Raw genomic sequence first — 15,807 nt, forward strand, 5'->3', positions numbered from 1 at the left:
ATGCCAGGAACCGCCCGTATTGCCAACCTCGCCAATATTCTGACCGGCCTGCGGCTGGTGTTGGTGCCGATTTTCTTGTACGCACTGTTCTATGACGGCGGCCACCAAACGCCCGCCCGAGTCGCAGCATGGGCGATATTTGCCGTCGCCAGCATTACCGATCGGTTCGATGGCTTGCTTGCCCGCAACTACGGCATGGCGACCGAATTCGGCGCATTCGTCGATCCCATCGCCGACAAGACCCTGATCGGGGCTGCGCTGATCGGCCTGTCGATGTTGGGCGACTTGCCCTGGTGGGTCACGGTGTTGATCCTGGCCCGCGAGATCGGGGTTACTGTGTTGCGGCTGGCTGTGATTCGCCGCGGTGTCATTCCCGCCAGTTGGGGCGGCAAACTCAAGACCGTGGTCCAGGCGGTGGCGATCGGCCTGTTCGTGTTGCCGCTTTCGGGCGCGTTGCACACGGCGGCGGTGGTGGTAATGGCCGCTGCCATCGTGCTGACCGTGGTGACCGGTGTCGATTACGTGGCATCCACAGTCCGGGAGATTCGCGCGGGGAGCCCCGGGGCCAAGTAATCGGGGTTATCGGGTACTTCGGGATCCTTCCGAGCGTCCGTGTTCCTGCGGCGCCCCGGGAACCGCATCAGCCTGCTCGGCGTTGACGAAAGGACCATTGCGATCGGGTTGCGATCGGATGTGGTTGAGATATCGGTGCGTGACCCGGATGAAGGAGAGCACGATGGCGTCATTGGTGCGCGAGGTCATTGGCGACGTGTTGCGCGGGGCTCGGACTTCGCAGGGCCGGACGCTGCGCGAGGTGTCCGATTCGGCGCGGGTGAGCCTCGGATACCTCTCTGAAGTGGAACGCGGCCGCAAGGAGCCTTCCAGTGAGCTGCTCAACGCGATTTGCGAGGCGTTGGAGGTCCCGCTGTCGGAGGTCCTCATCGTCGCCGGCGAGCGGTTGGCCGTCGAGGATCGTGCGACACGTGCCCCATCGGTGGCTGGTGCCAGCATCGACGTCAGCACCAAGGTGGTCATCCCTGCGGTCGCGTCACTGGCGGTGGCCTGAGCATCACCTGGGCGGAAGTCTGGTGTCGGCCAGTTATGCAACCACGGGTGGGGAGATCGAGCCCGACCGGATAAATTGAGCGGCAGGGTAAGCGGTGGGCGATGCAGGGCCCATCCGGCACACAAGAAAGCGAAGGCGGAGCTAACCGATGGCCAATCCGTTCGTCAAGGCGTGGAAGTACCTGATGGCGCTGTTCAGCTCCAAGATTGACGAGTACGCCGACCCCAAGGTGCAGATCCAGCAGGCCATCGAGGAAGCGCAGCGCACTCATCAAGCGCTGACTCAGCAGGCGGCGCAGGTGATTGGCAACCAGCGGCAGCTGGAGATGCGGCTCAATCGGCAGCTGGCCGACATCGAAAAGCTTCAGGTCAACGTCCGTCAGGCGCTGACGCTGGCCGACCAGGCCACCGCGGCCGGTGACGCTGCCAAAGCAGCTGAGTACAACAACGCCGCCGAGGCCTTCGCCGCGCAGCTGGTGACCGCCGAGCAGAGCGTCGAAGACCTCAAGACCCTGCATGACCAGGCGCTCAACGCGGCCGCTCAGGCCAAGAAGGCCGTCGAGCAGAATTCCATGGTGCTGCAGCAGAAGATCGCCGAACGCACCAAGCTGCTCAGCCAGCTCGAGCAGGCGAAGATGCAGGAGCAGGTCAGCGCATCGCTGCGGTCGATGAGCGAGCTCGCGGCCCCGGGCAATGTGCCCAGCCTCGACGAGGTACGCGACAAGATCGAACGCCGCTACGCCACCGCGCTTGGTCAGGCCGAGCTTGCGCAATCGTCGGTGCAGGGCCGCATGCTCGAGGTCCAGCAGGCCGGCATCCAGATGGCCGGTCATTCCCGGCTGGAGCAGATCCGGGCGTCGATGCGCGGAGAAGCATTGCCGGCCGGGGGTGCCGCCGGACCGGGCGCCACCCCGGCCACGCCTGCCGCCGAGGGCGGCGGGCAGATCGCCGAGAAACCGTTCGGCCAGTAAGGGCATCAGATGGCGGTCAAGTCGGCTCAGCGTGGGCGGCGGCGTGCGTCGCTGCAGCGCTGGCTCGACATGATCGCCGAGATCTTCGACTTCGCCGCGCGGAAGATCAGCGCCGCCACCGACCCGCGGGCCCGATTGCTTCGCCGCCGTCGCCGTGCGCTGCGCTGGGCGTTGATATTCAGCGCCGGATGCGTGTTCTGGGCTGCGGTGACGGCGGTGCTGGCGGCGTGGGGCTGGTTCGCGCTGCTGCTGCAGATCACCGGAGCGATCGCGGTGGTTCAGGTCATCCCCGCGACGCTGCTGTTCTTCCGCTACCGCTGGTTGCGGGCGGAGCCGCTGCCGACGCCGCGGCCGGCTACCACCCGCCGGTTACCCCCGCCCGGTTCGGCGGCCCGGCCCGCGATGTCGGCGTTGGGTGCCTCCGAACGCGGGTTCTTCTCGTTGTTGGGTGTAATCGAGCGGGGCGCGATGTTGCCGGCCGACGAGATCGCTGACTTGACGGCCGCTGCCAACCAGACGTCGGCGGCGATGGCGGCGACAGCGGCCGAAGTGGTGTCGATGGAGCGGGCGGCGCAGTATTCGCAATCGTCGCGGTCGCATCTGGTGCCGACCATCAACGCGTTCACCGCGCAGCTCAGCGCCGGCGTCCGTCAATACAACGAAATGGTCACCGCCGCAGCGCAATTGGTCTCGTCGGCCAATGGCGGCGCGGTGGGTGAGCCGGGATCGCAACAGCGCTACCGCGAGGAACTGGCCGGTGCCACCGATCGTCTGGTCGGTTGGGCGCAGGCGTTCGACGAACTCGGCGGGCTGCCCCGCCGGTAGCGCTTGCCGCTGCCTACAACGTCGTCCTGAGCCGGGGGATCACTAGTGCGGCCAGACCGCGTAGCAGCGCCTTCGTCATGTCGAATACGTCTACGTAGTCGCGCCAGAGCGTGATCTTCCCGTCGTGCACTTCGAACACGCCGCAGACCCAGAATTGCAGCCGCAGCGGCCCGAGGATCAGCGCATCGGTCCGTTCGGTGAGTACCGCTGCGCCGTCGGCGGCAATGCGGTGGATCTTGACTTCGAACCCGAGGCGCCCTTCCATCTTGCGGAGCAGCTTCACCGTCCGGCGGCCGCCGCGGATCCTTGAGAATCCGACGTTCTCGTAGACGAGGTTGTCGTCGAATGCCGCCGCTACTGCGTCGAAATCCTCGTTCTGCAGGGCGCTCAGGAAACCCTCGACCGTTCGGATGTTGTCTACAGTTTCGGGGGTGGTCTGGGTCGGCTCGGTCATGGTTGCCAGCCTAGGCGAGGCGGACGAGCGTGGGCGAGCGTGGTGGCCGGCCGCTATGGCAGGGTAGGGCCGATGCACGTCGCCGTGGTCGCCGGGCCGGATCCCGGGCACTCATTTCCCGCGATTGCGCTGTGCCAACGCTTTCAGGCTGCCGGGGACACACCCACGCTGTTCACCGGCGTGGAATGGCTGGACGCCGCACACGCAGTCGGGATCGACGCCGTCGAATTGGACGGATTGACGGCCACCGACGAGGACCTGGACGCCGGGGCGAGGATCCATCGAAGAGCCGCAGAGATGGCGGTGCTCAATGCGCCGGCGTTGCGCGAGCTGGCGCCCGATCTGGTGGTCTCTGATGTGATCACCGCCTGCGGGGGCCTGGCCGCCGAGCTGGTGGGCATTCCCTGGATCGAACTCAACCCGCATCCGCTGTACCTGCCCTCGAAAGGTCTGCCGCCGATCGGCAGCGGGCTGGCACCGGGCACGGGAATCCGTGGCCGGCTGCGCGATGCCGCGATGCGGGCCCTGACGGGACGGTCCTGGCGTGCGGGTCTGCGACAGCGCGCCGCCGTCCGGGTCGAGATCGGGTTGCCGGCACCCGATCCCGGGCCGCTGCGGCGGCTGATCGCCACGCTTCCTGCGCTGGAGGTGCCGCGGCCGGACTGGCCGGCCGAGGCCGTCGTGGTGGGCCCCTTGCATTTCGAGCCGACCGATCGGGTGCTATCGGTTCCTCCGGGGTCGGGGCCGGTGGTCGTCATCGCACCGTCCACCGCGGTGACCGGAACCGCCGGACTGGTCGAGGTCGCGCTGGGATGCCTGACGCCGGATGACACGCTGCCGGAGGGTTCGAGGGTGGTGGTCTCCCGGCTGGGTGGCGAGGATCTGCCGGTGCCGGCCTGGGCGGTGGTCGGACTGGGAAACCAGGCCGAGCTGTTGACGCATGCCGACCTGGTAATCTGCGGCGGCGGTCATGGGATGGTGGCCAAGACGCTGCTGGCCGGGGTTCCCCTGGTGGTGGTACCCGGCGGCGGGGACCAGTGGGAGATCGCTAACCGGGTGGTGCGTCAGGGCAGCGGCCGGTTGGTCCGGCCGTTAACCGCCGAGGCGCTGGTGGCCGCGGTGAATGAGGTGCTGTCCTCGCCCGGGTACCGGCAAGCCGCGCAGCAGGCTGCCGGCGGCATCGCCGAGGTCGCCGATCCGGTCCAGGTGTGCCATGAGGCGCTTTAGCGCGGTGATCCGCTGGGTATCTTGACTGGCGTGCGGTTGACGGAGTTCCACGAGCGGGTCACCCTGCGATTCGGTGCCGCCTATGGGGCATCCGTGTTGGTGGACCATGTGCTGACCGGCTTCGGGGGTCGTACCGCTGCTCAGGCGATCGAGGACGGTGTCGAGCCCCGCGACGTGTGGCGGGCGCTGTGCGCCGACTTCGACGTTCCCCGCGACCAGTGGTGAGCTTCTGGGTTTCGAGTCTGCGTTCCGCGCGTCCGAGGGCCCGAACAGCGCGCGCTCACCGCAGGTTCGATGCGCTGGACGCGGACTCGCCACGCTGAAGCGGGCAATCGCCGCATGTGCCCCCACCCGGCACGCGGTAGAAGAGGCAGCAGCTGCGCCGCCTGAAGTCGAGCCCGGTGAGCACGCCGGTTCCGGCCAGAACGCCGGTGTCCAGTAGGCGGCTGGTGGTCTCGACGATCGTCTGACGCAAGTCGGGCCGTGCCGAGAGCAACGCCCGCGAGGCTCCGACGAGGGCTGATGCGATATTGCCGGACAGCAGGGCGGGTGCAACCTTGACCCGCAGGCCGGCCGCTGACGGTTCCATGTGGTCGCGCACGACAACGCGGTACAACGTCTCCGGTAGCTCCCGGTGAGCCGGAACAGGCGCTCCCACGGGCTCGGGGAGTCTGAGGTGCGCTCCGTCGTTGGCGCGTTGCAGATTGCTCAGGTCCGGCAGCACGCCGTGGGCCAACGCGCAGGCGAGAACGGGTGACCACAGCCGGGCGGCGTGACCGAGGTGAACCAGCGAGGCGCCGATCCGCAACTCCGTGGTGTGGTAGCGCCGGGCGGTTGCCTCGACCAAGTCGGCGAACCCGTCGGAGTAAGACTGGACGACGGGATGCCATCCGGTAGCGTCCCCGCCCGCGCCCAATGCGAAAAAGCCGCCATACGTAGCGATTTCGGCGAGCTCCGCGGAGATGTTCATGTCGTTTTCAACGGCTGATATCGCCATGTTCGGCGTGTCAACTTGAGTCGAACAGATGTTCGGCTACTGTGGTGGGCATTGGCGAAGATGTCGACTTGTCGGTGGCCTTCTCTAGTGTCACGGCCAACCGACCGATACCGGTCAACCGAACACCGACTATAGGAGAGGCACCATGGCGCAAGCCCCCGACCGTGAGAAAGCTCTCGAACTGGCGATGGCCCAGATCGAGAAGAGTTATGGCAAAGGCTCGGTGATGCGCCTCGGTGACGAGGTGCGTCAGCCAATTTCGGTCATTCCGACCGGATCCATCGCCCTGGACGTCGCCCTGGGCATCGGCGGCCTGCCGCGTGGCCGGGTGGTGGAGATATACGGCCCGGAGTCCTCGGGCAAGACCACCGTCGCATTGCACGCGGTGGCCAATGCGCAGGCCGCCGGCGGCGTCGCGGCGTTCATCGACGCCGAGCACGCGCTGGATCCCGAGTACGCCAAGAAACTCGGTGTCGACACCGATTCCTTGCTGGTCAGCCAGCCGGACACCGGTGAACAGGCACTCGAGATCGCCGACATGCTGATCCGCTCGGGCGCGCTCGACATCGTGGTCATCGACTCGGTGGCGGCGCTGGTGCCGCGCGCGGAACTCGAAGGTGAGATGGGGGATAGCCATGTCGGACTGCAGGCCCGGCTGATGAGCCAGGCGTTGCGGAAAATGACTGGCGCACTGAACAATTCGGGAACCACGGCGATCTTCATCAACCAGCTCCGCGACAAGATCGGAGTCATGTTCGGATGTATGAACTATTCGACTCGAGTGATGCTTGCCGACGGCACCACCGAAAAGATCGGCAAGATCGTCAACGGCAAGATGGATGTAGAGGTGCTGTCCTATGACTCGGAGACAGATCGGATTGTGCCTCGCAAAGTCGTGAACTGGTTCAATAACGGCCCGGCCGATCAATTCCTCCAGTTCACCGTCGAGAAGTCCGGCGGCAACGGCAAGTCGCAGTTCGCGGCGACGCCTAATCACCTCATCCGTACACCGGGAGGCTGGACGGAAGCCGGTGATCTCATTGCCGGGGACCGGGTGCTGGCTGCGGAACCGCATCTGCTCAGCGACCAGCAGTTTCAGGTGGTGTTGGGTTCGCTGATGGGTGACGGAAACTTGTCTGCTAGCCGGCGAGACCGCAATGGCGTCCGATTCAGGCTCGGGCATGGCGCTAAGCAGGTCGACTACCTCCGGTGGAAGGCGGCGATGTTGGGCAATATTAAGCACTCGCTGAGGGAAAACGCCAAAGGCGCACAGTTCATCGATTTCTCTCCCCTGGTCGAGCTAGCCGAACTGCAGCGCGCCGTATACCTCGGAGATGGCAAGAAGTTCTTCGCTGAGGAGTATCTGAAGGCGCTGACGCCGCTTGCCCTGGCCATTTGGTACATGGATGACGGATCATTCACCTTGCGCTCCAAGGGGTTGCAGGAACGTACCACCGGTGGGAGTGGGCGTATTGAGATATGTGTCGAGGCAATGACAGAGGGCACACGCCTGCGATTGCGTGACTACTTGTGCGATACCCATGGATTGGATGTGCGCTTGCGGCAAGCTGGCTCCGCCGATAAGGCGGCGCTGGTGTTCTCCACCGAGGCGACAACGAAGTTCCAAGAGTTGGTGGCCCCCTACATGGCGCCGTCCATGGAGTACAAGCTACTGCCTCGATTCCGCGGTCGGAGTCAGGTGACACCGCAATTCGTTGAGCCGACTCAACGGCTGGTGCCGGCCCGGGTTCTCGATGTGTACGTTAAACCGCACATTCGCTCGATGAATCGGTTCGATATTGAGGTAGAAGGCAACCACAATTACTTCGTCGACGGAGTGATGGTGCACAATTCACCCGAGACGACAACCGGCGGAAAGGCGCTGAAGTTCTACGCGTCGGTGCGCATGGACGTGCGACGAATCGAGACGCTCAAGGACGGCACCAACGCGGTCGGCAACCGCACCCGGGTCAAGATCGTCAAGAACAAGGTGTCGCCGCCGTTCAAGCAGGCCGAGTTCGACATCCTCTACGGCAAGGGCATCAGCAGAGAGGGCTCGCTGATTGATATGGGCGTGGACCAGGGCTTTATCCGCAAGTCCGGGGCTTGGTTCACCTACGAGGGCGAGCAGCTCGGCCAGGGTAAGGAGAATGCCCGCAACTTCCTGATGGAGAACGCCGACGTGGCCAACGAGATCGAGAAGAAGATCAAGGAAAAGCTTGGCATTGGCGCAGTGGTGACCGATGACCTCTCAAATGACGACGTCTTGCCCGCCCCCGTCGACTTCTGAGCCATCCCGCGAAGAGCAGGCGCGGGCGTTGTGCCTGCGCCTGCTCACCGCGCGATCGAGAACTCGCGCCGAGTTATCCGGCCAGCTGGCCAAGCGCGGATACCCCGACGACATCAGCAACCGGGTCTTGGATCGGCTGGCCGCTGTTGGTCTGGTGGATGATATCGACTTCGCCGAACAATGGGTGCAGTCCCGGCGAGCCAACGCGGGAAAAAGCAAGCGCGCGTTGGCAGCTGAGCTGCACACCAAGGGCGTCGACAGCGACGTGATCACCACGGTGCTGGCCGGGATCGATTCAGCCGCCGAACGCGAACGGGCCGAGCACCTGGTACGGGCCCGGCTGCGGCGGGAGACGCTGGGCGACGATGAAACGCGGGTCAGCCGCCGGCTGGTGGCTATGCTGGCCCGCCGCGGCTACAGCCAGACGGTGGCGTGCGAGGTGGTGGCCACCGAGCTGGCCGCCGAACGAGAGCGCCGGCGCGTCTAGGGGCCGCCGCCGAGTCCCGATGCGCCCTCCTAGGCGTGGGGCCGCGCATCCGGCCCGGCGAGAACCGGCCGGTCGCCGTACCATGACCCCGTGACTTCGACGGTGGCGCAGCGGGCCGATGCTGCGAATGTGGCGGGCAACGCTGCGCCCCCTGCCGCACGCACCTACCAGGTCCGCACCTACGGCTGTCAGATGAACGTCCACGACTCCGAGCGTTTGGCGGGTCTCCTCGAAGCTGCCGGCTACCAGCGTGCAGCCGACGGCTCAGATTTTGGAGACGCCGACGTCGTGGTGTTCAACACCTGCGCCGTTCGCGAGAACGCCGACAACAAGCTGTACGGCAACCTCAGCCATCTGGCCCCGCGCAAGCGCACCAATCCAGACATGCAGATCGCGGTCGGCGGTTGCCTGGCCCAGAAAGATCGCGACGTGGTGCTGCGCAGGGCGCCGTGGGTCGACGTCGTCTTCGGTACCCACAACATCGGATCGCTGCCGACATTGCTCGACCGGGCCCGGCACAACAAGGTCGCCCAAGTCGAAATTGCCGAGGCGCTGCAGCAGTTCCCGTCATCGCTACCGAGTGCTCGCGAATCCGCTTATGCCGCTTGGGTTTCCATCTCCGTAGGATGCAACAACAGCTGCACGTTTTGCATCGTGCCGTCGCTGCGGGGCAAGGAAATCGACCGCAGCCCCGCCGACATCCTGGCCGAGGCGCAGTCGCTGGTGGACACGGGTGTGCTCGAAATCACTCTTCTTGGACAAAATGTCAACGCCTACGGCGTCTCGTTCGCCGACCCCGCATTGCCGCGCAACCGGGGCGCGTTCGCCGAATTGCTGCGCGCTTGCGGCCGTATACCGGGCTTGGAGCGCGTCCGCTTCACCTCCCCGCATCCCGCCGAGTTCACCGACGACGTGATCGAGGCGATGGCGCAGACACCCAATGTCTGCCCCGCGCTGCACATGCCGCTGCAATCCGGGTCGGACCGGGTGTTGCGGGCCATGCGGCGGTCCTACCGGGCCGAACGCTATCTCGGCATCGTTGAACGGGTTCGTGCCGCGATGCCGCACGCCGCCATCACCACCGACCTGATCGTGGGCTTTCCCGGAGAGACGGAGGAGGACTTCGCGGCCACCCTCGATGTGGTGCGCCAGGCCCGATTCGCGGCGGCGTTCACCTTCCAGTACTCCAGGCGCCCCGGCACTCCGGCCGCCGACTTCGACGAACAACTACCGAAAGACGTCGTGCAGCAACGCTATGAGCGGCTCATCGAGTTGCAGGAGCAGATCTCGCTCGAGGGCAACAGAGATGTCGTCGGGCAGAGCGTCGAGGTGTTGGTGGCCACCGGTGAAGGACGCAAGGACAGCCGCACCTCCCGCATGAGCGGCCGGGCACGCGACGGACGACTGGTCCATTTCCGAGCGGGCGATCAGCATGTGCGTCCCGGCGACATCATCACCACACAGATCACCGGCGCCGCGCCGCACCATCTCATCGCCGATGCGGGCATCATTAATCACCGCCGCACCCGCGCCGGCGACGCCTACGCCTCCGGACAGCGATCACCCGGCGTCGGGCTCGGCATGCCCGGTGTCGGAGGGCCCGTGGCCGCTGTGGGTTGCGGGGCCGGGTGCGGCCCGACCGACGATCCGGGTAACGGGTCTTGCGATGAACGGAGCAGTTGACGTGGCCGACTTCGATGCCTACCGGTCCGAAATCGAGGCGGCAGAGCGCCGGGTAGCAGGTGAGATCGAGCCTGGCGCAAGGGGTTTCGTGGTAGCGATCCTGGTGTTCGTGTTGGTGGGATCGTTCATCTTGCCGCACACCGGCAGCGTGCGGGGATGGGACGTGCTGTTCAGCAGCCACGGTGCCGCCGCCGCTGCGGTGGCGTTACCGTCACGGGTCTTTGCCTGGTTGGCGCTAATTTTCGGGGTGGGTTTCTCGATGCTCGCCTTGATGACGAGGCGCTGGGCGCTGGCCTGGATCGCGCTCGTGGGGTCGGCACTGGCCAGTGCCACCGGCCTGTTGGCGGTGTGGTCGCGCCAAACTGTCGCCGCGGGTCACCCCGGACCGGGTATCGGGCTGATCGTGTCGTGGATCACCGTGATGCTTCTGACGTTTCACTGGGCGCGGGTGGTATGGCAGCGAACCATCGTGCAACTCGCCGCCGAAGAACAGCGTCGCCGCTTGGCGGCAGAGCAACAATCCAAAACGCTGTTGGACAGCCTGGACGAGCCCGACTATCCCGGTGACGGAACCGCCGCCAACGGCAGGGACCGCTAGGACCTGCGGCTCAGTGCGTCGGCGGCAGCTTCGGCCCACTGCCGCCACTGTTCGGCGTTCGCCTTGGCCTCTTCAGCTTCCTTAGTCCTGCCAGCGGCGGCAGCTTTGGCGGCCTGCCGTTCGAACTGCTCGGCGCGGGCGCGGAATTGCTCGGCGCGTGCCTGGGCCTGCGGGTCCGCCCAATCCGATTCGCCGGCGTCGCGCACCTTTTTCTCCACCGCGCGCAAGCGGCGCTCTAGCTCGGCTGATCGCTCACGCGGCACTCGGCCGATTGCGTCCCACTTGTCGGTAATGGTCCGCAGCGCCGCCCGGGCCGCGTCGAGGTTGCTGGTGTCGAGCTTTTCGGCTTGGGCCAGCAGTGCTTCTTTGGCCTTAGCGTTAACGTGCAGCTCGGCATCTTTTTCCGCGGTCGCGGCGTTGCGGGCGGTGAAGAACGCATCCTGGGCGGCCTTGAAACGCCGCCACAACGCGTCGTCGACCTCCTTGCTGGCCCGTCCGGCGGCTTTCCATTCGGTGAGCAGCTTGCGGAATTCCGCGCTGGTGGCGGTCCAGTCCGTCGAGCCGGACAACTCCTCGGCGCGCTCGCAGAGCCGTTCCTTGGCCTGACGGACACCGGAACGCTCCCGGTCGAGTTCGGCGAAGTGGGATCCGCGCCGGCGGTTGAACGTCTCGCGGGCCGCCGAATACCGCTTCCACAGTGCGTCGTCGACTTTGCGATCCAGACCGGTGATCGTCTTCCACTCGTCGAGGATCGCCCGCATCCGATCACCGGCGGCCTTCCACTGGGTGGAGTTAGTCGCCAACTCCTCGGCTTCGGCGGCCAGTGCCTCCTTGCGCGCGGTCTGTGTGGCACGGTGCTCATCGCGTCTGGAGCGGTCCGCTGCGACGACGGCCTCGGCCCGCTCGCGAAGGGAGTTCAGCCTTTCCGCAAGGGCCTCGACATCGCCCAAAACGCTTGCCGTGGGCAAGGTCTCGGCCACTGCCACGGCGTTGGCCCGGATTTTGCGGGCGTCCCCGGTGCCCGAGGCCAGCCGCTCTTCCATCAGCGTGACCTCGGTGCTCAGGTCGTCGAACCGCCTGCCGAAATGCGCAAATGCAGCTTCCGGATCGCCCGCCTGCCAGGTGCCGACGACGCGCTCGCCGGCGGCGGTGATCAGCCACACCGTGCCGTCGTCGTCGACACGCCCGAAGCGGTGCGGATCGCTGTGCGGGGCTGCTGCCACCGGGTGCCGGACGGGCCGCGACAGCGGACCCGGGCGCGGTCCCGGACGTGGTGCGGGACCTGGAACCGGCCTCGAAACCGGCCCCGGCACCGGCGGGTGCGGATCGCTGCTGCGAGGCTCGTCTGCCGTCATGTGCTCGTCACCTACCCTTTGCACCCTTTCGCGCGTTGGATACCCGCGCATCGGCCGCGCGAAGCGGCACCTTACAGCCGGCAGGTCTGATGGGCCCTTATGCGTCACCAGGGTTTCCGACCGGCTCCAACAGTATTGAAGCAGCTTGCCGGGCCGTGCGCCGCCACCTCACTCGGTGTCGCGGTACGGGCCGTCCGGTCACCAGTGCTTTTTCCACCAGGCGTAGAGCTGGTCGAGGTTGGGTCCCTCGGGATCCCCCTGGGCGAGGAAGATCATCAGTTGGGCCTCGTTGGTCCATACCACGGTCGGACTGCTTTCCTGGACCGCGCAGAAGACCATGCCGCCGACTTGTGGGCTCTCGGGGCGATGCCAACCCGTCGGCGACTTGGATTCCCCGGGACAGTTGACCATGATGTCGGTTCGCAGCAGTCCGTCGAAGAATTGGCGCAAGGTGGCGGTTTCCCCGAACAATGTGTAAATCGCCCGGGATGGTCCGCCGGCGTCGACGTTCTTGTCGCAGATGACCCTGGCCAGTGCGTCTTTGGGCGGCAGAAAAGGCCTGCAGGTGCCTGGTGCGTACCCCAACGGCAGCAGGCTGAGCAGCCGGGCCAACGCGTCTGCGGATGCCGTCGAGGCGGGAGATGTCGGTGACGGTGAGGCAGTGACCGTCCGCGGACCCGACGCCGTGTTCGGCCGAACGGTAAGCCAGATCCCCTGCGCCGCGAACACCAGCAGTACCGCCAGAGCGGCGGTCGCCAGCAGTATCCACGGATTGCGCAGCCGCCCGGAAAGCGACGGCTCGTGCCGGCCGGAAGGTGCTGTGGCATCCGTTTTTTGCGGTGGTGGCGACGGCGACGGCTGCGGTGGTGGCGACGGCGGTGGTGGTGGTTGCGGTGGTGGGGTGCTGGCCACGCCGGGCCAGGAGCTGGCCTCCGGGTTGGACGACGAAACGTTCACCTCCGACGTCGGAAGTGACGGAAGTGGCAGCGGCGCGGACACATCGAGGTCCGGCTGCGGCGTCGCCGCTACCGGGGTGGGCGCCGATGGGGTGGAGGTCGAAAGACTCCCGTAGGTGACGCCGGTGATGCCTTCAGCCAGGACGTCGCCGTACAGGCCGCCGGCCTCCTCACTGCGCTTGAGGATGCGAAACTCCTGGGCTTGGTGTGGCCCACTGAGCGCTTGATGAGCCGCCAGCGCCAAGTCGCCCGCGCTTGCGTAACGGTCCTCCGGCCGTTTGGCCATCCCTCGTGCGATCACCGCGTCGAAAGCGGCGGGGATCCCGGGGCGCAACTGGCTGGGGCGCGGAATGGGGGCCATCAGGTGGGCGGTGATCAGCATGCCGGCGCTGTCGGCCCGATACGGCGGCGTGCCGGTCAAGCACTCGTGCAGCACGCAGGTCAAGGAATAGATGTCGGCGCGGTGCGTCACCTCGGCATCGGAAAATCGTTCCGGGGCCATATACCGCCAGGTTCCTACCGCGCTGCCGAGTTGGGTCAGCTTCTCGTCGGTTGCCGCGCTGGCGATCCCGAAGTCCACCAGGTACACGAAGTCGTCGCGGGTGACCAGGATGTTTTCCGGCTTGACATCGCGGTGCATCACCCCGGCCGCATGGGCGGCGTCCAACGCCGAAGCCACCTGATGCACCAGGGCCACCGCCCACGGCGGTGTGACCGGGCCGAACCGTTCCAGCAGCAGCGCCAGGTGGGTGCCCTCGATCAAGCGCATGTCCAAGTACAGTTGCCCGTCGATTTCCCCGTAATCGTGGATGGGCACCACGTGCGGTTCCTGCAGCCTGCCGGCGTTGCGGGCTTCGCGCTGCATCCGCATGCGGAACACCGGATCGTGGCTCAGCGACTCCGACATCAGCTTCAGCGCCACCACCCGCTGCCTGACGGTGTCGACGGCCTCGTAAACCTCGCCCATCCCACCGGTACCCAGCAGCCGCTTGAGGTAGTAGGGCCCGAACCGGGTACCCACTCGCGAACCTCGCGTGGAGGCACTCATCGCCGACTCCTCAAACCAACGGGTAATCGCACCAGCAAGCCACACTCACCGGCCGACCTGCTGACCGCACACCCCGGCCTAGCAATCATGACGGTAATTGCTTGCTATAGCGGGCGCACCAAAAATGAAGCATCCGTCCCACAGCTGCAATCGTTCCGTTAGCTGGGGTGGTCCAGCTGCGGTAGCGGATCGACAAGGGTGATCGGGCCCGCCGGTGCCGCAACCCGACCGTGCGGTCTCTGCGCGCAGCACGATTGACTCCCGATTTGTGGTGTTCGACGGAGATCGCTGCGGGACCCCGATCACTGCTGTCAGCGCCGTTGCTCACCGTCGGTGCTGACCGCAGGTCGCTTTGCTGCTTCACGCGGATCTTCGGCCGCGGAGCGAGGCGGGAAATGACCGCACCGTGATTCGCATCGCGAACATCGGTGCCTTGTCGTCCGCAAAGTGCGACGCCGGCGGCAAATGATCTATTTCGAACAGAAAGTCCCGATGTGATGCTTAACCGGCGCACAAGAGTCATTATTGAACAACTGTGTGGCAGACGTTCGTCTGAGCGCTTCCGGCCGTTCGCAGGGAGGTCACCTTGGCCAACGTCGAGTTCGCGACGTTGCTCGCGCTGGGCGCTGCCTTGCTGGCCGGCGTCGGATATGTGACCCTTCAGCGGTCCGCTCAGCAGGTCACCGACGAGGAAGTCGGCCACTTCACGCTGTTCCATCTCTCGCTGCGCCACACCCTGTGGTGGCTGGGTAGCCTGGCCGCCTTGGGCAGTTTCGGTCTGCAGGCGGTGGCACTGACCATGGGGTCGGTGGTGTTGGTGCAGTCCCTGCAGGCTACGGCGTTGCTGTTCGCCTTGCCGATCGACGCTCGGATGGCCCACCACCGGTGCACCGCCAGGGAGTGGATGTGGGCGGTGTTGCTGGCCGGCGCGGTGGCCGTCATTGTTCTGGCGGGCGATCCGACGGCGGGCCACGCCCGTGCTCCGCTGTCGGACTGGGCAGTGGTCGCGATCGTGATCGTTCCGGTGGTGCTGCTGTGTGTGGTCGGCGCGCGTATGTGGCCGGGTCCGGCGGCGGCGGTGTTGCTGGCGCTTGCGTCGTCGGCGGCTTTGGCGGTGTTCACCGTGCTGACCAAGGGAGTTGTCGCCGCACTTGCGCACGGGTTCGAGGCGATGTTTCGGACTCCCGAGTTCTATGGCTGGATGTTGGTCCTGCCGATCGGGCTGATGCTGCAGCAATCGTCGCTGAGGGCGGGTTCGCTGACGGCATCACTGCCGACGATCACGGTGGCCAGACCGGTGATCGCGTCAGTGCTGGGAATCACCGTGCTCGACGAGGTGGTCCACTCGGGTGAGGGGCAGCTGCTCACGCTGGCCGTTGCGGTGGCGGTGGTGGTTGTCGCGACGGTGGCGCTGGCCCGCGACGAGGCGGCCATGATGGCTGCACCGGTCGGTGATCTGAAGGTGCCAGGCCAGCTTGCGGTCCCGTAAAGGCTTTTGCCACCCCGATTTTCACGTCATCGGCCAGGAGTCCGGTAACAGTTCGGTTGCCCTTGGGCGGGTACGCGTGACGAACTTCCCATGGGCGGTAACCTGGCGCAGAACATCGGCGAATCGGCGGCATGGGGGCCGCCTGGGCCGAACCAGCAGGTGTCAGCGGTGGGGTATGGGCGCCTCGTCCAACGCTAACGCCCGGGGCCGAAATATCGGGTGCGTTCGATCATGGGGGTTTCACAGCTGCCGCATAGCTGATGACAGGTTGCGCATAGGTCGTTGCGCAAGTATGCGGAGGCGAACAACAAGCAACCAGCACCAGGAAATGTGAGCGGCGCCATAGGATTTTCAGTGAACTG

Annotated in this window: 15 protein-coding genes; 11 read left to right on the forward strand and 4 right to left on the reverse strand. The window is 66.0% G+C overall.

Going from position 1 to position 15,807, the window contains the following annotated elements; all coding sequences use genetic code 11:
• From pgsA to pspM, 4 genes are all read left to right on the forward strand, one after another.
• Positions 1 to 573, forward strand: coding sequence for a CDP-diacylglycerol--glycerol-3-phosphate 3-phosphatidyltransferase (gene pgsA, locus EET10_RS10205; protein WP_036403757.1), 573 nt, complete (start codon positions 1 to 3; stop codon positions 571 to 573).
• A gap of 163 nt (positions 574 to 736) precedes the next feature.
• Positions 737 to 1,066: a transcriptional regulator ClgR gene (gene clgR, locus EET10_RS10210; RefSeq protein WP_036403958.1), complete on the forward strand. Its 330-nt coding sequence runs from the start codon at positions 737 to 739 to the stop codon at positions 1,064 to 1,066.
• Between the two features lie 148 nt (positions 1,067 to 1,214).
• Positions 1,215 to 2,036 (forward strand): phage shock protein PspA, encoded by an 822-nt coding sequence (pspA, locus tag EET10_RS10215; RefSeq protein WP_036403755.1) that lies wholly within the window; start codon positions 1,215 to 1,217, stop codon positions 2,034 to 2,036.
• A 9-nt stretch (positions 2,037 to 2,045) separates the two neighbouring features.
• On the forward strand, positions 2,046 to 2,861 hold the full coding sequence (gene pspM, locus EET10_RS10220) for a phage shock envelope stress response protein PspM (protein ID WP_036403753.1): 816 nt from the start codon (positions 2,046 to 2,048) through the stop codon (positions 2,859 to 2,861).
• Between the two features lie 13 nt (positions 2,862 to 2,874).
• On the opposite strand, the gene EET10_RS10225 is transcribed toward pspM, so the two are convergent.
• A complete protein-coding gene (locus tag EET10_RS10225) occupies positions 2,875 to 3,315 on the reverse strand; it encodes a limonene-1,2-epoxide hydrolase family protein (RefSeq protein WP_036403751.1) in 441 nt (146 codons plus the stop codon).
• Between the two features lie 72 nt (positions 3,316 to 3,387).
• Here EET10_RS10225 and EET10_RS10230 point away from each other — a divergent pair, with 72 nt between their 5' ends.
• Together EET10_RS10230 and EET10_RS10235 are read left to right on the forward strand one after the other, a co-directional pair.
• Complete coding sequence (locus EET10_RS10230; protein ID WP_036403749.1) at positions 3,388 to 4,542, forward strand: glycosyltransferase; 1,155 nt, start codon at positions 3,388 to 3,390, stop codon at positions 4,540 to 4,542.
• A gap of 30 nt (positions 4,543 to 4,572) precedes the next feature.
• The gene (locus EET10_RS10235) at positions 4,573 to 4,767 is read left to right on the forward strand and encodes a DUF3046 domain-containing protein (protein WP_023372544.1); all 195 of its coding nucleotides are present in this window, start codon (positions 4,573 to 4,575) and stop codon (positions 4,765 to 4,767) included.
• 55 nt (positions 4,768 to 4,822) lie between these two features.
• On the opposite strand, the gene EET10_RS10240 is transcribed toward EET10_RS10235, so the two are convergent.
• Positions 4,823 to 5,512 carry a (2Fe-2S)-binding protein gene (locus tag EET10_RS10240; RefSeq protein ID WP_051490564.1) on the reverse strand — a complete coding sequence of 230 codons (690 nt, stop codon included), beginning with the start codon at positions 5,510 to 5,512 and terminating at the stop codon, positions 4,823 to 4,825.
• A gap of 172 nt (positions 5,513 to 5,684) precedes the next feature.
• Here EET10_RS10240 and recA point away from each other — a divergent pair, with 172 nt between their 5' ends.
• The 4 genes from recA (at position 5,685) to EET10_RS10260 (ending at position 10,597) form a co-directional block, all read left to right on the forward strand.
• The gene (gene recA, locus EET10_RS10245) at positions 5,685 to 7,829 is read left to right on the forward strand and encodes an intein-containing recombinase RecA (RefSeq protein WP_036403747.1); all 2,145 of its coding nucleotides are present in this window, start codon (positions 5,685 to 5,687) and stop codon (positions 7,827 to 7,829) included.
• Complete coding sequence (gene recX / locus EET10_RS10250) at positions 7,795 to 8,316, forward strand: recombination regulator RecX (RefSeq protein WP_036403745.1); 522 nt, start codon at positions 7,795 to 7,797, stop codon at positions 8,314 to 8,316. The genes recA and recX overlap by 35 nt, the downstream gene beginning before the upstream one ends.
• Positions 8,317 to 8,418: 102 nt before the next feature.
• On the forward strand, positions 8,419 to 9,999 hold the full coding sequence (miaB, locus tag EET10_RS10255; RefSeq protein WP_281280106.1) for a tRNA (N6-isopentenyl adenosine(37)-C2)-methylthiotransferase MiaB: 1,581 nt from the start codon (positions 8,419 to 8,421) through the stop codon (positions 9,997 to 9,999).
• Positions 9,983 to 10,597, forward strand: coding sequence for an Rv2732c family membrane protein (locus tag EET10_RS10260; RefSeq protein ID WP_036403742.1), 615 nt, complete (start codon positions 9,983 to 9,985; stop codon positions 10,595 to 10,597). The genes miaB and EET10_RS10260 overlap by 17 nt, the downstream gene beginning before the upstream one ends.
• On the opposite strand, the gene EET10_RS10265 is transcribed toward EET10_RS10260, so the two are convergent.
• On the reverse strand, positions 10,594 to 11,952 hold the full coding sequence (locus tag EET10_RS10265; RefSeq protein ID WP_063468696.1) for a DUF349 domain-containing protein: 1,359 nt from the start codon (positions 11,950 to 11,952) through the stop codon (positions 10,594 to 10,596). The two genes, EET10_RS10260 and EET10_RS10265, sit on opposite strands and share 4 nt — an antisense overlap.
• A gap of 198 nt (positions 11,953 to 12,150) precedes the next feature.
• Positions 12,151 to 13,956, reverse strand: a complete 1,806-nt coding sequence (locus EET10_RS10270) for a serine/threonine-protein kinase (RefSeq protein WP_036403740.1) — start codon at positions 13,954 to 13,956, stop codon at positions 12,151 to 12,153.
• A gap of 586 nt (positions 13,957 to 14,542) precedes the next feature.
• Here EET10_RS10270 and EET10_RS10275 point away from each other — a divergent pair.
• Complete coding sequence (locus EET10_RS10275) at positions 14,543 to 15,445, forward strand: DMT family transporter (protein ID WP_063468695.1); 903 nt, start codon at positions 14,543 to 14,545, stop codon at positions 15,443 to 15,445.
• The last annotated feature ends 362 nt before the right edge of the window (positions 15,446 to 15,807 follow it).

This window comes from Mycobacterium pseudokansasii (assembly GCF_900566075.1).
In the GTDB taxonomy this organism is placed as follows: Bacteria; Actinomycetota; Actinomycetes; order Mycobacteriales; family Mycobacteriaceae; genus Mycobacterium; species Mycobacterium pseudokansasii.